Source organism: Simplicispira hankyongi, from assembly GCF_003570885.1.
Lineage (GTDB): Bacteria > Pseudomonadota > Gammaproteobacteria > Burkholderiales > Burkholderiaceae_C > Simplicispira > Simplicispira hankyongi.
Genome location: NZ_QXJC01000004.1, coordinates 150,631 through 171,574 on the forward strand (window position 1 = coordinate 150,631; position 20,944 = coordinate 171,574).

The window sequence follows — 20,944 nt, forward strand, 5'->3', positions numbered from 1 at the left end:
ATTTACTATTTATTTAATAGCTGCTCACGCTTACAGGATAAGCGCTAGAGGCCAATTTGGCTAGAATTTTATGACCGCTGACAACCACTTGCCCGAATCCGACGAACCGCTCACCCCCGTCCAGCGGATCGACGCCCACCAGGCCGGCGCCAGCGAAGGCTATGGCGAAGGCGCCATCACCATCCTCGAAGGCCTGGAAGCGGTGCGCAAACGCCCCGGCATGTACATCGGCGATACGTCCGACGGCACCGGCCTGCACCACCTCGTCTTTGAAGTGGTGGACAACTCCATCGACGAAGCACTCGCCGGCCATTGCGACGACATCGTCGTCACCATCCACTCGGACAACTCGGTCTCCGTCACCGACAACGGCCGCGGCATTCCCACGGGCGTGAAGATGGACGACAAGCACGAGCCCAAGCGCAGTGCGTCCGAAATTGCTCTGACCGAGCTGCACGCCGGCGGCAAGTTCAACCAGAACAGCTACAAGGTCTCGGGCGGCCTGCACGGCGTGGGCGTGAGCTGCGTGAACGCGCTCTCCAAAATGCTGCGCCTGACGGTGCGCCGCGAAGGCAAGGTGCACGTGCTTGAATTCAGCCGCGGCTTTGTGCAAAACCGCCTCATCGAGACCGTGGACGGCGTCGAAGTCTCGCCCATGAAGGTGACAGGCGACACCGACAAGCGTGGCACCGAGGTGCACTTTCTGCCCGACACCGAAATCTTCAAGGAAAACAGCGATTTCCACTATGAGATTCTGGCCAAGCGCCTGCGCGAGCTCTCGTTCCTGAACAACGGCGTGCGCATCCGCCTGAAAGACGAGCGCACCGGCAAGGAAGACGATTTCTCCGGCGCGGGTGGCGTGCGCGGCTTTGTCGAGTTCATCAACAAGGGCAAGACCGTCCTGCATCCCCATTCCTTCTACGCGGCCGGCGAGCGGCCGGCCGAGACCTACGGCGGTATCCCCGGCACGCACATCGGCGTCGAAGTGGCCATGCAGTGGAACAGCGGCTACAGCGAGCAGGTGCTGTGCTTCACCAACAACATTCCGCAGCGCGACGGCGGCACCCACCTGACCGGCCTGCGCGCCGCGATGACGCGCGTCATCAACAAATACATCGACGAGAACGACCTCGCCAAGAAGGCCAAGGTCGAAGTCACCGGCGACGACATGCGCGAAGGCCTGTGCTGCGTGCTCTCCGTCAAAGTGCCCGAACCCAAGTTCAGCAGCCAGACCAAGGACAAGCTGGTATCGAGCGAAGTGCGCGCCCCGGTGGAAGACATCGTCGGCAAGCTGCTCACCGATTACCTGCAGGAGAAGCCCGCGGACGCCAAAATCATCTGCGGCAAGATCATCGAGGCCGCCCGCGCCCGCGAAGCCGCCCGCAAGGCGCGCGACCTGACGCGCCGCAAGGGCGTGCTCGACGGCATGGGCCTGCCCGGCAAGCTCGCCGACTGCCAGGAAAAAGACCCGGCGATGTGCGAGATCTACATTGTCGAGGGCGACTCCGCCGGGGGCTCTGCCAAGCAAGGCCGCGACCGCAAGTTCCAGGCCATCCTGCCGCTGCGCGGCAAGATCCTGAACGTTGAGAAAGCCCGCTACGAAAAACTGCTGACCAGCAACGAAATCCTCACGCTGATCACGGCGCTGGGCACCGGTATCGGCAAGGCCGGCGGCAGCACCGGCAGCGACGATTTCGACGTCGCCAAGCTGCGTTACCACCGCATCATCATCATGACCGACGCCGACGTGGACGGCGCGCACATCCGCACCCTGCTGCTGACCTTCTTCTACCGCCAGATGCCCGAGCTGGTCGAGCGCGGCCACATCTACATCGCCCAGCCGCCGCTGTACAAAGTGAAGGCCGGCAAGGACGAGCTGTACCTGAAAGACGCACCCGCGCTGGACACCTTCCTGCTGCGCGTGGCGCTGCAGGGCGCCAGCGTGACCACCGGCGGTGCCGACCCGCAAACCCTCAGCGGCGACACGCTGGCCGAACTGGCGCAAAAGCACCAACTGGCCGAAAACGTCATCAACCGCCTGTCCAGCTTCATGGACTTCGAAGCCCTGCGCGCGATTGCCGGCGGCGTGCACCTCAACCTCGACACAGTGGAGGCTGCCGAAGCCAGCGCCGTCGCCCTGCAAACCGCTCTGCGCGAACTCTCCAGCACTGGCGTCCCCGCCGAAGTGGCGAGCGAGTTCGATGCCCGCACCGACAAGCCGCTGCTGCGCATCAGCCGCCGCCACCACGGCAACGTCAAAAGCAGCGTCATCACGCAAGACTTCGTGCACGGCGCCGACTACGCCGCTCTGGCCACCGCGGCCGACACCTTCCGCGGCCTGCTGGGCGAGGGCGCCAAGGTGCAGCGCGGCGAAGGCGAGCGCCAGAAATCCGAGAAAGCAGGCGACTTCCGCGAAGCCATGGCCTGGCTCATTTCGGAGGCCGAGCGCACCACCAGCCGCCAGCGCTACAAGGGCCTGGGCGAAATGAATCCCGAGCAGCTCTGGGAAACCACCATGGACCCCGAAGTGCGCCGCCTGCTGCGCGTGCAAATCGACGACACCATCGAGGCGGATCGGGTGTTCACCATGCTCATGGGCGACGAGGTCGAGCCACGGCGGGATTTCATTGAGACCAATGCGCTGCGCGCGGGAAATATCGACATCTGAGCGCAAGCAAGGCACCCGCCGCCCCTCATTGCTGCAGAGGCTCCGCCATGGAGCCTTTGTTGTTTCCACCCTCGGCCCGCCCTGTTGCGCGGGTGTTCTTCTGAAAGCCAACCCGTCATGACCTGGCAGGAATTCAAACAACAGTACCTCGTGCGCTTCTGGTCGCCCGTTCCGTCCGTAATTGCGGCGGGGGTGCTCTCTGCCTATTACTTTGGCCTGACCGGCACCTTCTGGGCCGTCACGGGTGAATTCACGCGCTGGGGCGGCCATGCACTGCAGTTTGCGGGCGTGGACCTGTCGCACTGGGGCTACTTCAAGCTCATTGGTCTGCAAGGCACGCCGCTGACGCGCGTGGACGGCGTGATGATCATCGGCATGTTTGTCGGCTGCTTGTCTGCAGCGCTCTGGGCCAATAACGTCAAGCTGCGCCTGCCCACGCACCGCATCCGCGTGTTCCAGGCGTTGGTGGGCGGCATCATCGCGGGCTTTGGCGCGCGCCTGGCGATGGGCTGCAATCTGGCCGCGTTCTTCACGGGAATTCCGCAGTTCTCGCTGCACGCCTGGTTTTTTGCCATTGCCACAGCCATCGGCTCGTTGGCCGGGGCCAAGGTCAGCCTGCTGCCCGTCTTTCGCATCCCGGTGAAGCTGCAAAAGGTATCGGCGCCGCAGCCCCTGTCGGCGCGCCAGGCGCAGGCCAGGACACGCTTTCGCCTCGGCATGGCGCTGTTTCTGGCCTTTATCGTCTGGGCCGTGGCCAAAGCCTTCGCTGCACCCAAGCTCGGAATGGCGGCGCTGTTTGGCTTGGCCTTTGGCCTGATCATCGAGCGCGCCCAGGTGTGCTTTACCTCGGCGTTTCGCGATCTGTGGATCACCGGGCGCACGCAGATGGCCAAGGCCATCATTGCCGGCATGGCGGTGGGCACCATTGGCGTGTACAGCTATGTGCAACTGGGGCTGGACCCAAAGATCTTCTGGGCCGGCCCGAACGCCGTGATCGGCGGCCTGCTGTTCGGTTTTGGCATCGTGCTGGCCGGTGGCTGCGAGACCGGCTGGATGTACCGTGCCGTCGAAGGCCAGGTGCACTACTGGTGGGTGGGCCTGGGCAATGTGATCGGCTCGACACTGCTGGCGCTGGTCTGGGACGACCTGGCACCCCTCATTGCCGTCAACTACGACAAGGTCAACCTGCTCAAGGTGCTGGGCCCGCAGGGCGGTCTGCTCGCCACCTATGGAATGCTGGGCCTGTCGCTGGCGCTGGTCGTCTGGTGGGAAAAGCACTTTTTTGCCAAGAAGGCACGCCTGAGCGCCGCCGCACTGCAAACCGCCCTTTGAAAGGCCCCCATGAGCATCCGCCCCTACGTTCCCGACTTTCGCCTTGACATGCTGGGCGAGCCCTGCCCCTACCCGGCGGTCGCCACGCTTGAAGCCATGCCCCAGCTTGCGCCCGGTCAGATTCTGGAGGTCGTGTCCGACTGCCCGCAGTCGATCAACAGCATTCCCCTCGATGCCAAGAACCATGGCTACGAGGTGCTGGAGATTCAGCAGGACGGGCCGACCATCCGCTACCTGATCCGCCGTTGAACCCTCCGACCACCCGCCGAGCAAGAAAGCCATCCATGCAAAAAGTCCTGATCATCGTCCACGCGGCCCCCTATGGCAGCGAGCGCTGCCTGTCGGCGCTGCGCCTGGCCACCACGCTGGCGGGGCGTGAGCACGACACGCCCCTGGTGCGCGTGTTTCTGATGTCCGACGCCACCGTTCTGGGGCTGCCGAACCAGCGAGACGGCGCCACCGGCGGCCTGCAGGCCATGGTCGAACAACTGGTGGGCGATGGCGTGGCGATCCGGCTGTGCCGCACCTGCGCCATGGCGCGTGGTCTGGCCGACCTGCCACTGATCGAAGGCGTCGCCATTGGCACCTTGCCCGAGCTGGCCGACTGGACGCTGGAAGCCGACAAGGTGCTGACGTTCTGAACGCCCACCGCACGGGTGGCGACAACGGGCTTCGTGCTGGTTAAGGCAATGCTGAACAAGTCCCTCACACGCCGCGCATCCGTGCTTCGGGCTCAAGGCTGGCCCGGGGGGCGGTTCTGACCCTGGAGGTTGAGAACAAGCCGCTTGAAGCCCCTCTGAACGGCCCGAGAGGTGGCAGGGGTTGCCCAGCGTTCCAGGCGTATCAGCGGGCGCCCGCTTCCCTCTCCGCCCAAGCTTCACTGCGCTGCCACAACTGGGCCGCCAAGGCCGCATCGAGCGCCAGGGCACTCGGCGTGCGCGGCCGGCACTTGTCGTAGTACAGGCCAGACGCTGTGGCAAGTTCGGGTGCGGTGGCGCAGTGCAAGCTGGTGGCGGCACCTTCTTCCGTAGAAATCATGCCGAGCTTCATCAGCGGACGGATCGGCCACGGCACCGCGCGCCAAACGTCCGAGGCCACCACGCCCGGGTGTACCGCGTAGGTACTCACGCCGCTGCCCTGCAACCGGCGGCCCAGTTCGGCGCTGAACAGCACATTGGCAAGCTTGGAGTTGCAATACTCATCGATGCCGGTGCGGCTGCGCGTGCCTTGGCGCAGGGCCTCCCAATCCAACCCAGCGGCACGAAAATGCGCCCGGCTCGCCACGGTGACGATGCGCGCCGGTGCCGAGCGCTTGAGGCGTTCGAGCAGCAACTGCGTGAACAGGAAATGGCCCATGTGGTTCACGCCAAAGGCCAGCTCAAACCCCGACGCGGTCAGCCCGCTCTTCCCCCCGAGTCCGGCGTTGTTGACCAAAATGTGCAGCGGCAATTCGCGGGCCAGAAAAGCGTGCGCACAGGCGCGCACCGAGGCGAAATCGGCCAGATCCATCGACAGGGCTTCGACCTGTGGGTTGCCGCTGCCGGAGCGAATCTGCTCTACTGCTGCCGCGCCGGTGGCCGCATTGCGGCAAGTGACGAACAGATGGGCGCCGCGCTCGGCCAGCACACGCGCCGTCACCAGCCCGATGCCGGTGTTGGCCCCGGTCACCAGGGCAACGCGGCCGCGCAGGGGGAGATTCAGAGTTGGCATGGTGGGCGCACAGGCAGCAGGACGATCGTGCCATGGTAATCAGGGGCGCCGGCTGACGAGCCCGCTTGCACCAAGGTTAAGACCGAAAATTTTAAGAAAATAAGCCTCTAGCGCTTATGTGGTAAGCGCTGATAGCTATACATTTCATAGTTAATTGATCGTCTGCGCCGTGGACACCCAAGGGCCCGCTGCGCGCCCGGCCTGGCGCAGGCGCAGAGACGATAGCCCGCGTGCTCACACGGCTGTGACCGCGTCGCCGGCTGCGCTGCGCGGAACCCGGCGATGCTTGCTCTGCTCCAATGCCTCGCCTTGCACCTACCCTAGCGCCCCAGTGCAAGAGCGAAAAGGTTTTTCCCCACGGCGCGTCGTTCGAAATCGCTGTCTCTGACCGCCGCACCGCACATCCCCGCCACCGCATTCTTCGGATTCCCGCATGCCCCCAACTCCCGCAGACCAACGCAATCCCGGCCCAGGTGCTGTTGGGCCTGCCCACAACCGCCGCGATGGCGGCGCCGACCCTTACGGCGAAGGCGAGCCCGACACCCCACCGGGCATGCCCGCCACCGTGGGCGACCTGCGCGGGCGGCTGCGGCTCGCCGACAGCTGGGCGCTGCTCAAACCTTACTGGGTGTCGGAAGACCGCAAGGCGGCGCTCGGGCTCCTGGCCTTCGTGGTGGCGCTGAACCTGGCGGTGGTGGCCATCAATGTGTGGCTCAACAACTGGAACCGCGTGTTCTACAACGCGCTGGAAGCCAAGGATTTCCCGGCCTTCAAGACGGCGCTGGCGCAGTTCTGCGCAATTGCAGCGGCCTTCATCGTGGTGGCGGTGGTCAAGCAGTTCTACACCATGCGGCTGCAGATGCGCTGGCGCACCTGGATGACGAACCGCTTCCTGGCTCGCTGGACGGCACACCAGGCCTACTACCGCATCGAGCAATCGCGCAGCGCCGACAACCCGGACCAGCGCATCTCGGAAGACATCCGCAGCCTCACCACCGACAGCCTTTCGCTCTCGCTGGGCCTGCTCAATTCGGTGGTGACGCTGCTGTCTTTCATCACCATTCTGTGGACCATTTCGGGCCCGATCAGCTTTGCGCTCGCAGGGCACGCGGTGACGGTTCCCGGCTACATGGTGTGGGTGGCGCTGCTGTATGCAGCGGCCGGCTCGTGGATCACGCACCGGGTGGGCAAGCCGCTGATTGGCCTGTACTTCCAGCAGGAGCAGACCGAAGCCGGTTTTCGTTTCGGCCTGGTGCGCCTGCGCGAGAACGCCGAGGGCGTGGCGCTGTATGGCGGCGAGGGCACGGAAGCGGGCGTCCTCAAAGACCGCTTCACGCTGATTCGCCATAACTGGCATTGGCTGATGGTCTACATGCGGCGGCTGGTGTTTGTGAACTCGGGCTATGGGCAGATCGCCATCGTCTTCCCACTGATCGTCGCCGCGCCGCGCTATTTCGCCGGCAAGATCACGCTGGGTGGCCTCATGCAGATCAATTCGGCTTTCGGACAGGTGCAGGGCGCGCTGTCGTGGTTCGTCGACAGTTATGCCTCGCTGGTCAACTGGCAGGCGTCCTCCAACCGGCTGCTGGATTTGCAGGACGCGATCGAGCGGGCCGAGCGCGACGAAGCCGCGCGCGATGGCGCCAACGGCATCGTGGTCACACAAGGCGGCGCTGCGGCGCCACCGCAAAGCGGCAGCGCGCCGCTGGCGCTGCTGGCGCAGGGCCTGGTGCTGGCCACGCCCGGCGAGCTGCTGCCGCCAGGATCGCCCGCGCTGGGCGATGACACGACCGCCGGCCACGGCCAGATCCTCACCACGCCGTTTGACCTGCGGGTCAACGCGGGCGAGCGCTGGTTGGTGTCGGGCCCGTCGGGCAGCGGCAAAAGCGTGCTGTTCCGCGCCCTCTCGGGCATCTGGCCGTATGGCCGCGGGCATGTGCAGCACCCTGCCGGTGCGCGCCTACTGTTCCTGCCGCAAAAGAGCTATCTGCCGTCGGGCACGCTGGCCGACGCCCTGTGCTACCCGGCCCGCGGCCACACCCAAGACGCCGCCGCGCTGCGGGGCGTGCTGGTGGCCTGCCGCCTGGGCGCCCTGGTGGAGCGGCTGGAGACGGCCGACAACTGGTCGCTGCGGCTATCGCCCGGCGAGCAGCAGCGCCTGGCGTTTGGCCGCGCCTTGCTGCAGCAGCCCGATTTTCTGTTTCTCGACGAAGCCACCTCGGCGCTGGACGAAGAAACCGAAGCCGCGATGTACGCCCTGCTGGTGGAGCGCCTGCCCCATGCCGCGATCGTCAGCATCGCCCACCGCAGCACGGTGGCGCGCTGGCATGGGCACCATTTGCGCTACGAGCGGGCGGAAGCGGCACGAGGCGCCGCAGGGGCAACCCTGGACACCGCCACGGCATCGCACAAGGCTGCCGAGCCATGGGCCGCGCAGTTGATGCGCCCGGTGGTAGTGGCCGGGTAGGTCAACCCACCTCTACCCAAGGCGCCCGGAATATCGCATTCTGGACGATCCCCGCTATACGAGTCGAAACAAGGGGCGCCGGCCGCAGCCGGCACCGCTTGCCCATCCTGCTGCCAGGCAGCAGCGCCATGCTGGGCAACGGCCTGAAGCTCGCCTGGCTGACCGTGCGAGTGCTGCGTTGCCTACTGGGATGACCTGGGCACCTGGCAGTTAATTAAGGCGGTGCTTGCAACGCTCTGCCGTTCGCCCGGAGCCTGTCGAAGGACTTCGACAAACTGTCGCTCAAAAAGGGGATGCGGACTTTACGGGAGAGTTGACAACCCGTCTCCGACGTCGTCACGGGTAAGGACGCGAGCGCCACCTTTTCACTGGCCCATGGGCGCACGTTGAACCCTTACGGGTTTTTCCTTATATTTTTATGAAACCGGTTTCATAGAATCGCGACAAGCCTCTCACACAGCGATTCACGTGAATTACCAGTTCCAGTTCAACACCGTCTTCGCCGCCTGGCCCTTGCTGCTCAAGGGCACATGGATCACCGTGCAGTTGTCGCTCACCGCGACGGTGCTTGGCCTGTTGGTCGCCATCGCCTGTGCGTGGGGCAAGACCTCCGGGCCCGCATGGCTGCGCTTTGTGGTCAACGCCTATATCGAGGTGATCCGCAACACCCCTTTCCTGGTCCAGCTCTTTTTCTTCTTCTTCGCATTGCCGTCGCTGGGCCTGCGCTGGTCGCCCTACACCGCGGCGCTTACCGCCATGGTGGTGAACCTAGGCGCCTATGCGGCCGAGATCGTGCGCGCCGGCATCGAGTCGATTCCCAAGGGACAAATCGAAGCAGGCCGGGCGCTGAACCTCAGGCCCACTCAGATTTTCCGTTTCATCATCCTCAAGCCGGCGCTCAAGGCCATCTACCCGGCGCTGACCAGTCAGTTCATCCTGCTGATGCTGAGCTCGGCCGTGGTGTCGGTCATCTCGGCCGACGACCTCACCTCGGTGGCGGCCAACCTGCAATCGCAGACCTTCCGCAGTTTCGAGATCTACATCGTGGTGGCGGGCATCTACCTGGCACTGGCGGTGTCGTTCTCGGCGCTGTTCAAGCTGATCTACCAGCGCACGCTCAACTACCCCGACCGCCGCTGAGGCCTGCCATGCGTACTTTCGGATTTCCCGAGTTCTGGTTCATCGTGCAGGCTGCGCAGTGGACGCTGGCGCTCTCCGCCATGGCCTTCGTGGGCGGCTCGATCCTGGGGCTTGTCGTGGCGCTGTCGCGCACGTCTGAGAGTCGCGCCGCCCGCCTTGCGGCAACGCTTTTCATTCAGGTATTCCAGGGCACGCCGCTGCTTCTGCAATTGTTCCTGATCTTTTTCGGTGCACCGGTGTTTGGGCTGGACATCAACCCCTGGGTGGCCGCCGGCGCCGCGCTGGTGCTCAACAGCGCCGCGTTCCTGGGCGAGATCTGGCGTGGCTGCATCGAGGCCATTCCCCGTGGTCAGTGGGAGGCCGCGCACGCGCTGAACCTGGGCTATGTCGACCGCATGCGTTTCGTGGTGCTGCCGCAGGCCTTCAAGATCGCGCTGCCGCCCACGGTGGGCTATGTGGTGCAGATCATCAAGGGCACTTCCCTGGCCGCCATCATCGGGTTCACCGAGATCACGCGCGCCGGCCAGATCATCAACAACGCCACGTTTGAGCCGCTGCGCGTATTCGCCACCGTGGCAGCGCTGTACTTCGCCATTTGCTGGCCTCTGTCGCTGATGGCGGCGCGCATGGAGCGCCAGCGCGCCAAGGCACTGACCCGTTAAGCGCCTAACCATCAGCGCACAACGGTCCTTTCCCTCTTTTCACCCCGCCACCACCAGGAGACTTCGCATGACCTTTTCCCTGCAACGCCGCACCGCTACCGCCACGCTCGCGGCGCTGGGCCTGGGCGCCGCCCTGACCGTTTTCGCACCATTTGCCAGCGCGCAAACGGTCTCCGAGATCAAAAAGAAGGGTGAGATCACCATCGGCATGCTGATCGACTTCCCGCCCTACGGCACCACCAACGCGCAAAACCAGCCCGACGGCTACGACGCCGATGTGGCCAAGCTGCTCGCCAAGGACTTGGGGGTCAAAGCCAACATCGTCCCCGTGACCGGCCCCAACCGGATTCCGTTCCTGCAAACCAGCAAGGTCGACGTCCTGGTGGCATCGCTCGCGATCACGCCCGAACGCGCCAAGCAGGTACAGTTCTCCAAGCCCTACGCCGCGGCCACCATCGTGCTGTACGGCAAAACAGGCTCCAACATCAAGAGCGGTGCCGATTTGAAGGGCCTGCGCGTGGGCGTGGCGCGTGCCAGCACGCAGGACGTCGCGGTGACCAAGGCGGCGCCCGAAGGCACGGAGATCCGCCGCTTCGACGACGACGCGTCTGCCATGCAGGCTTTGATTTCCGGGCAAGTCGATGCCATTGGCTGCTCGGTCACCGTGGCCGCGCAGATCGCCAAACGCGTGCCGGCCAACACCTTCGAGAACAAGTTCAACCTGCTGCAACAGGCCATGGGCATTGCCATGCGCCCCGGACAAGACGACTTGCTCAAGGCGGTGAACGATTTTGTCGAGCGCAACACGGCCAACGGCGAGCTCAACAAGCTCTACCAGAAGTGGCTGGGCGCCGATCTGCCCAAGCTGCAGTAAGTACCGAGGAACCCCCATGACGGACGCAGTCACGACCCTGCCCGCCCCGGCGCCCATCATCGAGATGCAGGGCGTCGACAAATGGTATGGCAGCTTTCAGGTGCTCACCGACATCGACCTGTCGGTGCGCGCGGGTGAGCGCATCGTCCTCTGCGGGCCTTCTGGCTCGGGCAAATCCACCTTGATCCGATGCATCAACCGGCTCGAGACGGTGCAAAAGGGCCGCATCGTGGTCGACGGCATCGACCTGACCGCCGGCGGCAAGAACGTGGACGCGGTGCGCGCCGAGGTCGGCATGGTGTTCCAGCAGTTCAACCTGTTTCCGCACCTGACCATTCTGGAGAACTGTGTGCTCTCGCCGATGCGCTCCAAGGGCATGTCGCGCCAGGAGGCCGAGGCCACCGCCATGCAGTACCTCAAGCGCGTGCGCATCCCGGAGCAGGCGCAGAAGTACCCCAGCCAGCTCTCGGGCGGCCAGCAACAGCGCGTCGCCATCGCGCGGGCGCTGTGCCTATCGCCCAAGGTGATGCTGTTCGACGAACCCACCTCGGCTCTGGACCCGGAAATGGTCAAGGAAGTGCTCGACACCATGATCGGCCTGGCCGACGATGGCATGACCATGCTCTGCGTGACGCATGAGATGGGCTTTGCCCGCAGCGTGGCCGACCGCGTGATCTTCATGGCCGACGGAAAAATCCTGGAACAGGCGCCGCCGGCGCAATTCTTCGGGCAACCCCGGCACGAAAAGACACGCCAGTTTCTCGGCCAGATTCTCACCTCGCACCAGGCCCAATGAGCCGCGCCCACGCGCGGTGACGATGTCCCGTGCCGAGCGCGGTTCCTGAAAGAACAGCAATGAATGTATTGATCTCCCTGTCGTCCTTCGGCGCGGCAGAAGTCGGCCGCCATGGCCAGCTCTGGTGCGCGCAGCTCTCGCGCGCGGCCGGGGCCGACAGCGTCGAGGTGCGTGGCGAGTTGCTGCGCGATGCTGCGACAGAGCTGCCCGCACTGGCCGGCATGGCGGCGGTGTATTCCAGCCCCGAGGGGCTGTGGGCCGCCACGGGACAACTCGACGAGCAGGCGCTGGCACGTGGCCTGCACGCCGCGCAGGTGCTGGGTTCCCCTCGGCTGAAGATGGCGATTGGCGGTTTCGGAACGGCATCGCACGCATCGCTCGCGCGGCTCAAGGAGCTGCTGGTGGCACAAGCAACCGAGCTGGTGATAGAGAACGACCAGACGGAGAGCGCCGGCACGTTGGCCGCCATGCAGGGCTTTTTTGATGCGCAGGAACGCGCCGGGCTGGACCTGGGCATGACCTTCGACATGGGCAACTGGCACTGGCAAGGCGAATGCCCGCTGCAGGCTGCGCAGGCACTGGCACGCCACGTGCGCTACGTGCACTGCAAGGGCGTCCAGCGCCAACCAGCCAAGTGGGTAGCGGTGCCGCTCATGGCGTCGGCCGCGCCGTGGCGTGCGGTCTTGCGGGCCCTGCCTGCCGACGTTCCCCATGCCATTGAATACCCGCTGGTGGGCGACACGCTGGAAGCCGCCACGCGCACGCAGATCGAGGTGATTCGCGCCGCCCGGAGGGGCCTATGAGTGCCGACGCCACGGCGCAGACCGCGCTCGACGTTGCCCTGTTTGGCGAGGCCATGCTGCTGCTGGTGGCCAACGAGCCCGGCCCGCTGGAGCATGCCACCGGTTTTCACAAGCGCACCGCAGGGGCGGAAACCAACGTCGCGATCGGACTGGCACGCCTGGGCCTGAAAGTCGGTTGGGCGAGCCGCCTGGGCACAGACTCCATGGGCCGCGCGCTGCTCGCCACCATGCAGAGCGAAGGGATCGACTGCTCCCACGTGGTGTGCGACGCCGGGCAGCGCACGGGGTTTCAGTTCAAGGAGCGCGTGACCGACGGCCGCGACCCCCAGGTGGAATACCACCGCAAAGGCTCGGCCGCCAGCCAGATGGGCCCTGCCGATGTGGACGCGGCATGGCTGCGCAGCGCACGCCACCTGCACGCTACCGGCGTCTTCGCCGCGATTTCAGACACCAGCTTGCAGGCCGCCATCCGAACGCTGGAGGTGATGCGCGCCGCCGGCCGCACCATCTCGTTCGACCCCAACCTGCGGCCCACGCTGTGGTCCTCGCCGGAGACCATGCGGCACTGGATCAACGAGCTCTCGCGCTATGCCGACTGGGTGCTGCCGGGCATGGAGGAGGGGGCGTTCCTCACCGGCGAAACGACGCCCGAAGGCGTGGCACGCTTCTACCGCGAGCGCGGCGCCAAGCTGGTCGTGGTGAAGCTTGGCGCCGAAGGCGCGTACTTCGACAGCGAAGTGGCGGGCACCGGCCGCGTGGCGGGTTTCCCGGTGGCTCAAGTGGTCGACACCGTGGGCGCAGGCGACGGTTTTGCCGTCGGCGTGATCACTGCACTGCTGGAGGGGCAGACCGTGCTGGCCGCCGTGCGGCGCGGCGCCTGGATCGGGGCGCGCGCGGTACAGGTGCTAGGCGATACCGAGGGCCTGCCATCGCGCACCCAACTGCAGGAAGCCGGCCTGTGACGCGCAAGAAGATCCTCGTGTTCCGGGAATTGCCACCCGACCAGCTGGCACGCCTGCAGGCAGCGCACGACGTGACCGTGGCCGACCCGCGCCAGCCTGCACAACGCCCACTGTTTGACGCTGCCCTGGCCAAAGCACACGGTGTGATCGGGTCGAGTTTCCGGTTTGACGCTGCGCTGATCCAGCACGCCCAACACCTGGAGGTGGTCTCCAGCATTTCGGTGGGCGTGGACAACTACGACCTCGGCGCCCTGCACGCGCGTGGCATCGTGCTGTGCCACACACCGGGCGTGCTCGACGAAACCGTGGCCGACACAGTATTTGCACTGCTCATGGCCACCTGCCGCCGCGTGGTGGAACTCTCGCAACTGGTGCGCGAAGGCCATTGGACACGCAACATCGGCGAAGACCTGTTCGGCACCGACGTGCACGGCAAAACGCTGGGCCTGTTGGGTTTTGGCCGCATCGGCCAAGCCATCGCACGGCGTGCAGCACTGGGCTTTGGCATGCCGGTGCTGTACCACGCGCGCCATGCGGTGGACCTGGCAAGCCAGGCCCCTGAGCTGCAAGGCAAAGCCGAACACACACCGCTCGCCACCCTGCTGGCGCGATCGGATATCGTGGTGGCCATGCTGCCCTTGACCCACACAACGCGCGGGATGGTGGACGCGCAACTCTTCTCGGCCATGAAGCCTGGCGCCTTCTTCATCAATGGCGGACGCGGCGCCACCGTGGTGGAGGCCGATCTTCTCGCCGCGCTCGACCACGGCCAACTGTGCGCGGCAGGCCTTGACGTGTTCACCACCGAACCACTGCCGCTCGCCTCGCCCCTGCGCACACACCCGCGCGTCACGCCGCTGCCGCACATTGGCTCGGCAACGCACGACACGCGCCACGCCATGGCCGCCCTCGCCACGCGCAATCTGCTACAAGCACTGGCAGGCGAGCGGCCTGAAGCGGCTTACCCTACAGCCCCAGCAACATGAGCGCCCGGCGCCCGCCGAAGCTGGCATTGCCAGAAGCAACCCCGTCACCCGCCGTGCGCGCCACTGCCGCCAGCGTGGCGCGCACCCGCCCGACGATTGCCGACGTAGCCGCCGAAGCCGGCGTGTCCAAGGCCACGGTTTCGCGCTTCTTCAATCACCGAGAGCGCCTGCTCAGCCCCGATATCGCCACCCGAGTGGAGGCGGCCATCGCCAAACTGGCCTACAGCCCAAGCCCCATGGCGCAGGCGCTCAGCCATGGGCGTTCCAGGCTGATCGGCCTGGTGGTGGCCGACATCACCAATCCGTTTTCCGTCGCCGTCCTGCGCGGCGCGGAAAAGGTCTGCCAGGAAGCAGGCTACCTCGTGATGTTGTTCAACCTTGGCAACGAGCGTGAGCGCGAGCGCGATGCCATCGCCGCGCTGGCCAGCTACCAGGTTGACGGCTTTATTCTCAACACCCAGGGGCAAAGCGAAGCACTGGGCAAAAACCCAACCGACACGGATATTCTCCAGGGCCGGCCCGCCGTGCTGGTGGATCGCCGCCATGCTGCCCTGAACGCCGATTTCGTCTCGCTGGACAACCAGAGCGCCATGCGCGCCGCCTGCGACCATTTGGTGGAGCAGGGCTGGCGCGAGCTGCTCTACATCACGCAGCCCCTGGAGGACGTAAGCTCACGCCAGGAGCGCGCCAGCGCATTCTCGCGCTGCATCAAGGTGCACGCGCAGGCCGTGCGTGGACAGCTGCTGGAGCTGGGCAAAGCGATGAAGGGCGCGGCTGATGGGGCGCCTGACGGCACACTGGACGCCGCGATCCGCGCGTTGCGCGAACGCGCTGGCGCCAACGGGCGCGGGGCTATCGTCGCGGGCAACTCGGTGGTGACCTTGCGCGTGGCCGCAGCCATGGCGCGCCTGGGCTGGCGCTTTGGCCGCGAGCTGGGCTTTGTCGGCTTCGACGACCCCGACTGGGCACCACTGATCGGCCCTGGCCTGACCATGGTCTCTCAGCCAACCGATGCGATAGGGCAGAGCGCCGCACAGTGCCTTCTGGAGCGGCTGGGCGGCCTGCATGGCCCGGCACGCGAACGTCTGCTGCCGGGTCGGCTGGTCGTGCGCGGCTCGTCAGCTGCGGCCACAACACGGCCGGCGACCCGAAGCCAGAAGCAGCTCACCCCCCCAGAGCCCCCGGAATGTGCAGCACCAGGTGGTCGATGAGCGCACGCACGGCCGGCAGCAGGCCGCGCCGGCTGACAAACACCAGGTGAATGTCCTGCTCCAGCGTGCGCCAGTCCTTGGCCACATGCACCAGCGCTCCGCTTTCCAGCGCGTGCCAGACAATGCGCAGCGGCAGCAGCCCGATGCCGACACCGCCCGCCACCGCCTCCAGTTGCACGGCGTAGTCTGAGCACAGCAGGCGCGGGCGGTGCGCGATGCGCGCACTGCGCCCGTCCGCGGCTGTGAGCGCCCAGATCTGCTCAGCGCCCTCGCGCTGACCGCTGACGGTGTCGTGCTCGGCAATCTGCGCCACTTCTACGACGGGCTCACGCCCTGCGAGGTAGGCCGGGGCCGCCACCAGAACGCGGTGGCCGGAAGCAATGCGCCGCGTCACCAGGCCCGGGTCTTCCAGGCCGCTGGTGCGCACGCGCAGCGCCACGTCGATGCGCTCTTCGATCAGGTTGACCACCCGGTCGGTGGATTCGATCTCCACCCGCACCTTGGGGTGCTCGCGCAGGAAATCGGCGACCACGCGCGCCGCGTAGAACTGCGCAATGGCGACCGGGCAGGTCAGCCGGACGGTGCCTGAAGGCGCCGAGCGCAGCGCGTCAATGGCTTGGTGCGCTGCCTCGGCTTCCACCAGCATGGCGGCGCAATGCTCGTAGAACGCCTGCCCTGCCTCGGTGAGCGACAGGCGCCGCGTGCTGCGCTGGAACAGGCGTGCACCGAGGCGCTCTTCCAGCAGGGCAACGCGGCGGCTGAGCTTGGACTTGGTGACATGCGTGGCGCGCTCGGCAGCGCTGAATCCCCCGTGCTCAACGATCAGAGCGAAGTAACGCAGGTCGTTCAGGTCCATGGTGGCGTCTCATTTTTAGGACAACATTTTGCTATTTTGCCGTCTTATCACCCATTACCGTCACCGATATCGTTGCAGTCCTTCACAACACCCCAAGGAGCTTCCCATGGACACCCGCCTCAATTTCTACACCGCCAACCCCGAAGCGATGCGGCTGCTCGGCGCGCTGGAGCAGCGCATCGCCAAATCCGGCATCGACAAGCCGCTTGCCGAACTGCTGCGTCTGCGTGTCTCGCAGATCAATGGCTGCGCGTTCTGCCTGGACATGCATTTCAGCGATGCGGTCAAGGCGGGCGAGCAGACGCGCCGCCTGGCCAGTCTGTCGGCCTGGCGCGAAACACCCTTCTTCAGCGACCGCGAACGTGCCGCCCTGGCCTGGACAGAGGCCGTCACGCTGGTGGCAGACACGCATGTGCCGGACGCGGTGTGGGAGGACATCCGCCCGCATTTCACCCCCGAAGAGTTGGTGGATCTGATGCTCTTGATCACCACCATCAACACCTGGAACCGCTTTGCCATCGCGTTTCGCAAGATGCCGGCCTGAAGCGCCGCGCTCATTTGCAATCCCTGCACGCGGCCATGAGCAAAGCCTCCTCCAACCGACTGGTCTGCAGCACGATTTTCGTGCTGGCGCTGACCGAATTTCTGCAATCGGGAATGACGGCGTTTGCCGCCGCCCCCATCATGGGCGAGGTGGCCATCGGTCCGGAGGAGTTCAGCCTGATCGCCGCGGTCTACGCGAGCCTGGCGATCCTGGCGATCTCCCTGCAGCGCTGGTGGGTCGAGCGCGTCGGCGGACAGCGCTTTATCCAGGCCGGAGCGGTGGTGTGCGTGGCGGGCGCCCTGGTCTGCGCCAGCAGCCGCAGCTTTAGTAGCTTTCTGCTGGGACGGGCCCTTATGGCGCTGGGGGGCGGCGCGTTTTTCACGGCCAGCCGCATGATCATTCAGCACCGGCTCGCCGGCCCCGCACGCTTTGTCGGCATCCGCTGCCTGGCCACCGGGCTGGCGGTGGGGATCGCCGCCGCGCCATGGCTGGCGGCCACGGCTGTGGCCCAGAGCCATTGGTCGGCGATGTACCTGCTGTTGGCAGCGCTCAGCACCGTCGTCTTTGTGCTGGCCACACTGGCCCTCGATGGCGGGCCGCGCGACGTGCCGCAGCGCCGCTCAGCCGCGCAGCCTTGGCAACAATTGCTGTTGCTCGGCGCAAGCTTCGGCTTGTTGTACGCCCTGCAGCGCCTGTACTACGACTTCTATTCCAACACGGTGGCGGTGCTGTTGGTGCTGGCGGGTGCGCTCGCCGCGCTGGCCCTCTACCTGCACGCGCAGCACCGCCATGCTGAGCCGCTGCTGCGCGTGCGCGAGATGTGGAGTCCACGCTTCCTGGCCGGGTTGGCACTGTTCGGTTTTGCCTACCTGGTGCTGGGCGCCAACAACTATGTCGTTCCCGTGCTGCTGCAACGCGCGCTAGGCTTTGGCTGGCAGACCGTGGGCCTGATCGAAGCGCTGGGTCTTGGCGCAGCGCTTCTCACCTGGGATGTGATGTCGCGCCTGCTGCCACGCTACCCCTCACCAGGCAAGTTTCTGGTCACCGGGTTTCTGGCGCTGGCGGCCTCTGGTGCGCTGCTGACGCAGCTCAACACAGGCGCGGACTTGTGGCGCCACGTGCTGCCGGCACTGGCGCTCAATAGCGTGTTTCTGTTGACCGTATTGCCGGTGTCGGCCATGCAGACGTTTCGCGGCGTGGAGCACGATGAATCGGTGTTTTCCCACGCGCAGCAGCTCAAGAACATGATGGGGCAGGCCGGCATTGCCATGGGCATTGCCCTGGCGACCATCGGCCAGCAATGGCGCGGCGCCGTGCACTACGAGGTGCTGGCAGCGCAAGTGAGCCTGTACAACCCCCAGTTCACCGCGCTGGTCCAGCATCTGCAGCAGGCACTGGGCAGCGGGTTGCCGGCCAGCGCAGCCCCCCGGTTGGCTCTGGCGCAAGCCGCGCAGATGGTGGCGCAGCAGGCCACCCTTCAGGCGGGCATGGACCACTTTGCGCTGGTTGCTGTGCTGGGCGTGGCGGGAATGTTGGTGGCGGCGACGCAGCGGGTGTTTCGCTGAGCAGGCGGTGCTATCGCTATGTCAGCGTATCACGATGATCGGTGAATTTTTTGGCAATACGTGCGCCATGCGAGTAGCCACGCATACCGACGGAAAACGACGCCCAGCGCAAGGCTCCCAACTCACCCTTGCAGGTCACAAAGTGTCTGAGCGGCGCTTGGGCAAGGCCGCCGCCGCGTCCGATGAGATAAGCGACTCCTCTTGCTGTCTTGTCAGACGCGTAGTGGGCTCACTGTCCGGGCGAACAGCGCCTCGGAGTGGCGTTTGCTCGGTCACTGCTTCCGCGGAGAGCGTTTGCAGCATCGGCTGTAGTACCTCTTGCGAAAGAGGCACTGGCTCTGCCGCACTCCCCGCAGGCGCCACCAAATGCGCACGCATCCCGGGCGCCACCACTTCTATAAAAAATTTCTTATCGATCCACAGCCACAACATGATGGGCACCAAAGTCGGTACGACGAGAGCACCCACCTGATACCCATACACGATAGCTTCGATCTGCCAATGCGGCACCTTGAGCACCTCTGCACTGGTCTTCGCATACAGCACGATCTGAATCAATACAAACATGGTCAGACTGAACACTTGCGCCGGCAGCAACAGCAAGTAGCCCAGAAGGGCCTGCCCCGCACGGCCACGGAGTCGTGCCGCAAACAAGAGCGCCAGAAAAATGGGCAGGCCATACGCATAGCGGCCCGGATCGGCCTCGACCGAAAGCTCACCAAGACGACCACCAGCATCCTGCACGGGCATTTCAACGGTGGTTTCGACCTCCATTTTTCCGAGTTCACTATGGATACTGCGCACCCACATGGGCGCGGTCTGCTCCAGCACAACTTGCGATAGCTCCGCCACGGGCCATGAAGTCCATGGCGACACCTTGCTCCATACGAGCGTCAACGCCACCATCCAGCCCAATGCGGAAAGGGCGAAAGCGAACCAGCCAGAAGGACGACGCAACCGCACAGCCCAGCCTTTTCGCGCTATCCCGCGACTAGAGGCGCTGGGGATGACGGAGGTGAACCGCCAGAATCGTCATGCGGTTGGAAGGAGGAATGCTTCCGCCCCGCACGCACCCACAGCAGCCAGACCATCAACACGTCGATCATGATCAGCCCTTGCCACAGATATTCGTGCGCAAAGTTGAACACCGCCGTATTCCATTGTCCGAGATAGAACAGGCTGATGATGCGCAGAACGTTTAGCGCCTGAACGGCAAAGAAACCTGCCCCAATCCCGAGGAGTTTGTGACGCCAGCGCTCCGGAAATGCAACGATCGCGGCAAACAGAACGATACACGCTTCAATGCCATTGCACCCCGGCTCAATGGAAACGCCAAAGCCCGTTTGCGTGTTCCACAACACCTTGCCAGTTGCGGCCGCACTGGAGTCAAACCACACCACCAGTTCGGCGCAAAAACGGGCGAGCAATGCCGTCCAGGGCAACACAAGATGCTGCTGAACCCAGTTGAGCATATTGATGCCGAACAGGCTAAGCTGAAGTGCAAGAAATACGAGAAAAAACCGAAGCATGAAAATCGAACGATTGACTTATAGAAGCCGCCCAGCGAGCTCCACTAGAAGAACGATTATCTGCAAGTTCGGTTTGCTCACATGAGAAAGCGCATCGCGCTGTTTCATATCCAAAGCCAAAGCACAAAGCGAGCGTGGACGCAAGCCCTATCCCCAAGTCAAAAACTTGGACGATAGGAGTCCTTTACATGGCCTTCAGCGGAGCATGAAACGCCTACGGCGCCAGGCAAACAACCCAATCAGCGCAGACAAACTTGCCAGCGCCCACGGCGCATCTACAGGAATGCTACTCGCCGGCACCAATGGACCAAACCCTGGTGCGAATGGATCGCTAATCTTGCCCACTGTTGGATCTGAATCACCCACACCATTGTCTGAAATGGTGTATTTCACCGTCTTGCGATCGGGGCTGAGCGTTGCACTTGCCCACCTGAACCAGGTCGATACAGGAGCCAGCGCAGTTTGAGGCCCGTATTTCCAGAACTGAATGTTCATGGGCAAAGCCTCAGGGTAGGTCAGCGTCATGGTCACGCTTGTGGTACAGCCCACAGCCTGGAACGCGAACTCACCATACGACAAAGTCGTTCCCGCAGGCGTGGGCGCGCTAACCACGCTGTTGAAACTGGTAGATGGTTCCAATGTGCAACTGCTGCCCCCACCCGAAAGCGTTGCCGTAGCTGTACCAGCCATACCAGGCACAGTTCCGGTCACCGTCATGAGCAAGGGCGTGACGCTGTTGGATGCTGCCGAGGCGCTGCCCGTGCCCGCCGTATTGGTAGCGGTCACCGTGAAGGTGTAGGCGGTGCCGTTGGTCAGGCCCGTCACCGTGATCGGGCTGG

General features: G+C 64.8%; 21 protein-coding genes. 16 read left to right on the forward strand and 5 right to left on the reverse strand.

Going from position 1 to position 20,944, the window contains the following annotated elements; translation table 11 throughout:
• Positions 1 to 70: 70 nt before the first annotated feature.
• The 4 genes from gyrB (at position 71) to D3F03_RS11965 (ending at position 4,641) form a co-directional block, all read left to right on the forward strand.
• Positions 71 to 2,668, forward strand: coding sequence for a DNA topoisomerase (ATP-hydrolyzing) subunit B (gyrB, locus tag D3F03_RS11950; protein ID WP_119109647.1), 2,598 nt, complete (start codon positions 71 to 73; stop codon positions 2,666 to 2,668).
• A 117-nt stretch (positions 2,669 to 2,785) separates the two neighbouring features.
• Positions 2,786 to 4,000: a selenium metabolism membrane protein YedE/FdhT gene (gene yedE / locus D3F03_RS11955; RefSeq protein ID WP_119109648.1), complete on the forward strand. Its 1,215-nt coding sequence runs from the start codon at positions 2,786 to 2,788 to the stop codon at positions 3,998 to 4,000.
• A gap of 9 nt (positions 4,001 to 4,009) precedes the next feature.
• The gene (yedF, locus tag D3F03_RS11960) at positions 4,010 to 4,249 is read left to right on the forward strand and encodes a sulfurtransferase-like selenium metabolism protein YedF (protein WP_119109649.1); all 240 of its coding nucleotides are present in this window, start codon (positions 4,010 to 4,012) and stop codon (positions 4,247 to 4,249) included.
• A 35-nt stretch (positions 4,250 to 4,284) separates the two neighbouring features.
• The gene (locus D3F03_RS11965; RefSeq protein WP_119109650.1) at positions 4,285 to 4,641 is read left to right on the forward strand and encodes a DsrE/DsrF/TusD sulfur relay family protein; all 357 of its coding nucleotides are present in this window, start codon (positions 4,285 to 4,287) and stop codon (positions 4,639 to 4,641) included.
• 202 nt (positions 4,642 to 4,843) lie between these two features.
• Here D3F03_RS11965 and D3F03_RS11970 read toward each other — a convergent pair whose 3' ends face one another.
• On the reverse strand, positions 4,844 to 5,710 hold the full coding sequence (locus tag D3F03_RS11970; protein WP_119109651.1) for an SDR family oxidoreductase: 867 nt from the start codon (positions 5,708 to 5,710) through the stop codon (positions 4,844 to 4,846).
• A gap of 553 nt (positions 5,711 to 6,263) precedes the next feature.
• On the opposite strand from D3F03_RS11970, the gene D3F03_RS11975 reads away from it, so the two are divergent.
• The 9 genes from D3F03_RS11975 (at position 6,264) to D3F03_RS12015 (ending at position 15,611) form a co-directional block, all read left to right on the forward strand.
• Positions 6,264 to 8,177: an ABC transporter ATP-binding protein/permease gene (locus D3F03_RS11975; RefSeq protein ID WP_119109681.1), complete on the forward strand. Its 1,914-nt coding sequence runs from the start codon at positions 6,264 to 6,266 to the stop codon at positions 8,175 to 8,177.
• 468 nt (positions 8,178 to 8,645) lie between these two features.
• Positions 8,646 to 9,317, forward strand: a complete 672-nt coding sequence (locus D3F03_RS11980; protein ID WP_119109652.1) for an amino acid ABC transporter permease — start codon at positions 8,646 to 8,648, stop codon at positions 9,315 to 9,317.
• 8 nt (positions 9,318 to 9,325) lie between these two features.
• Positions 9,326 to 9,979 carry an amino acid ABC transporter permease gene (locus D3F03_RS11985; RefSeq protein WP_119109653.1) on the forward strand — a complete coding sequence of 218 codons (654 nt, stop codon included), beginning with the start codon at positions 9,326 to 9,328 and terminating at the stop codon, positions 9,977 to 9,979.
• A gap of 67 nt (positions 9,980 to 10,046) precedes the next feature.
• On the forward strand, positions 10,047 to 10,853 hold the full coding sequence (locus tag D3F03_RS11990) for a transporter substrate-binding domain-containing protein (protein WP_119109654.1): 807 nt from the start codon (positions 10,047 to 10,049) through the stop codon (positions 10,851 to 10,853).
• A 16-nt stretch (positions 10,854 to 10,869) separates the two neighbouring features.
• Complete coding sequence (locus tag D3F03_RS11995) at positions 10,870 to 11,649, forward strand: amino acid ABC transporter ATP-binding protein (RefSeq protein ID WP_119109655.1); 780 nt, start codon at positions 10,870 to 10,872, stop codon at positions 11,647 to 11,649.
• A 59-nt stretch (positions 11,650 to 11,708) separates the two neighbouring features.
• The gene (locus D3F03_RS12000) at positions 11,709 to 12,452 is read left to right on the forward strand and encodes a sugar phosphate isomerase/epimerase family protein (RefSeq protein WP_119109656.1); all 744 of its coding nucleotides are present in this window, start codon (positions 11,709 to 11,711) and stop codon (positions 12,450 to 12,452) included.
• Entirely contained in the window at positions 12,449 to 13,414 is a 966-nt protein-coding gene (locus D3F03_RS12005; RefSeq protein ID WP_119109657.1) for a sugar kinase, read from the forward strand. The genes D3F03_RS12000 and D3F03_RS12005 overlap by 4 nt, the downstream gene beginning before the upstream one ends.
• A complete protein-coding gene (locus tag D3F03_RS12010) occupies positions 13,411 to 14,400 on the forward strand; it encodes a 2-hydroxyacid dehydrogenase (RefSeq protein ID WP_119109658.1) in 990 nt (329 codons plus the stop codon). Before D3F03_RS12005 ends, D3F03_RS12010 begins: the two co-directional genes overlap by 4 nt.
• Positions 14,397 to 15,611, forward strand: coding sequence for a LacI family DNA-binding transcriptional regulator (locus tag D3F03_RS12015; protein ID WP_119109659.1), 1,215 nt, complete (start codon positions 14,397 to 14,399; stop codon positions 15,609 to 15,611). Before D3F03_RS12010 ends, D3F03_RS12015 begins: the two co-directional genes overlap by 4 nt.
• Here D3F03_RS12015 and D3F03_RS12020 read toward each other — a convergent pair.
• Positions 15,565 to 16,467 (reverse strand): LysR substrate-binding domain-containing protein, encoded by a 903-nt coding sequence (locus tag D3F03_RS12020; RefSeq protein WP_119109660.1) that lies wholly within the window; start codon positions 16,465 to 16,467, stop codon positions 15,565 to 15,567. The two genes, D3F03_RS12015 and D3F03_RS12020, sit on opposite strands and share 47 nt — an antisense overlap.
• 106 nt (positions 16,468 to 16,573) lie before the next feature.
• Here D3F03_RS12020 and D3F03_RS12025 point away from each other — a divergent pair, with 106 nt between their 5' ends.
• Entirely contained in the window at positions 16,574 to 17,011 is a 438-nt protein-coding gene (locus D3F03_RS12025) for a carboxymuconolactone decarboxylase family protein (RefSeq protein WP_119109661.1), read from the forward strand.
• A gap of 35 nt (positions 17,012 to 17,046) precedes the next feature.
• On the forward strand, positions 17,047 to 18,576 hold the full coding sequence (locus D3F03_RS12030) for an MFS transporter (RefSeq protein WP_119109662.1): 1,530 nt from the start codon (positions 17,047 to 17,049) through the stop codon (positions 18,574 to 18,576).
• A 135-nt stretch (positions 18,577 to 18,711) separates the two neighbouring features.
• On the opposite strand, the gene D3F03_RS12035 is transcribed toward D3F03_RS12030, so the two are convergent.
• The 3 genes from D3F03_RS12035 to D3F03_RS17225 all read right to left on the reverse strand — a co-directional run bounded on the left by D3F03_RS12035 (position 18,712) and on the right by D3F03_RS17225 (position 20,717).
• Positions 18,712 to 19,539, reverse strand: a complete 828-nt coding sequence (locus D3F03_RS12035; protein WP_199665456.1) for an exosortase H-associated membrane protein — start codon at positions 19,537 to 19,539, stop codon at positions 18,712 to 18,714.
• Between the two features lie 17 nt (positions 19,540 to 19,556).
• A complete protein-coding gene (gene xrtH / locus D3F03_RS12040; protein ID WP_119109663.1) occupies positions 19,557 to 20,105 on the reverse strand; it encodes an exosortase H in 549 nt (182 codons plus the stop codon).
• A gap of 195 nt (positions 20,106 to 20,300) precedes the next feature.
• The gene (locus D3F03_RS17225; RefSeq protein ID WP_342769322.1) at positions 20,301 to 20,717 is read right to left on the reverse strand and encodes an IPTL-CTERM sorting domain-containing protein; all 417 of its coding nucleotides are present in this window, start codon (positions 20,715 to 20,717) and stop codon (positions 20,301 to 20,303) included.
• Here D3F03_RS17225 and D3F03_RS17230 point away from each other — a divergent pair.
• On the forward strand, positions 20,629 to 20,904 hold the full coding sequence (locus D3F03_RS17230) for a hypothetical protein (RefSeq protein ID WP_158606164.1): 276 nt from the start codon (positions 20,629 to 20,631) through the stop codon (positions 20,902 to 20,904). The genes D3F03_RS17225 and D3F03_RS17230 overlap by 89 nt on opposite strands.
• Positions 20,905 to 20,944 lie beyond the last annotated feature (40 nt).

Coding starts and splice junctions, on each gene's coding strand:
- gyrB (WP_119109647.1), top strand. CDS start 71: ATGACCGCTGACAACCACTTGCCCGAATCCGACGAACCGCTCACCCCC.
- yedE (WP_119109648.1), top strand. CDS start 2,786: ATGACCTGGCAGGAATTCAAACAACAGTACCTCGTGCGCTTCTGGTCG.
- yedF (WP_119109649.1), top strand. CDS start 4,010: ATGAGCATCCGCCCCTACGTTCCCGACTTTCGCCTTGACATGCTGGGC.
- D3F03_RS11965 (WP_119109650.1), top strand. CDS start 4,285: ATGCAAAAAGTCCTGATCATCGTCCACGCGGCCCCCTATGGCAGCGAG.
- D3F03_RS11970 (WP_119109651.1), bottom strand. CDS start 5,710: ATGCCAACTCTGAATCTCCCCCTGCGCGGCCGCGTTGCCCTGGTGACC.
- D3F03_RS11975 (WP_119109681.1), top strand. CDS start 6,264: ATGCCCGCCACCGTGGGCGACCTGCGCGGGCGGCTGCGGCTCGCCGAC.
- D3F03_RS11985 (WP_119109653.1), top strand. CDS start 9,326: ATGCGTACTTTCGGATTTCCCGAGTTCTGGTTCATCGTGCAGGCTGCG.
- D3F03_RS11990 (WP_119109654.1), top strand. CDS start 10,047: ATGACCTTTTCCCTGCAACGCCGCACCGCTACCGCCACGCTCGCGGCG.
- D3F03_RS11995 (WP_119109655.1), top strand. CDS start 10,870: ATGACGGACGCAGTCACGACCCTGCCCGCCCCGGCGCCCATCATCGAG.
- D3F03_RS12000 (WP_119109656.1), top strand. CDS start 11,709: ATGAATGTATTGATCTCCCTGTCGTCCTTCGGCGCGGCAGAAGTCGGC.
- D3F03_RS12005 (WP_119109657.1), top strand. CDS start 12,449: ATGAGTGCCGACGCCACGGCGCAGACCGCGCTCGACGTTGCCCTGTTT.
- D3F03_RS12015 (WP_119109659.1), top strand. CDS start 14,397: ATGAGCGCCCGGCGCCCGCCGAAGCTGGCATTGCCAGAAGCAACCCCG.
- D3F03_RS12020 (WP_119109660.1), bottom strand. CDS start 16,467: ATGGACCTGAACGACCTGCGTTACTTCGCTCTGATCGTTGAGCACGGG.
- D3F03_RS12025 (WP_119109661.1), top strand. CDS start 16,574: ATGGACACCCGCCTCAATTTCTACACCGCCAACCCCGAAGCGATGCGG.
- D3F03_RS12030 (WP_119109662.1), top strand. CDS start 17,047: ATGAGCAAAGCCTCCTCCAACCGACTGGTCTGCAGCACGATTTTCGTG.
- xrtH (WP_119109663.1), bottom strand. CDS start 20,105: ATGCTTCGGTTTTTTCTCGTATTTCTTGCACTTCAGCTTAGCCTGTTC.
- D3F03_RS17230 (WP_158606164.1), top strand. CDS start 20,629: ATGGTCACGCTTGTGGTACAGCCCACAGCCTGGAACGCGAACTCACCA.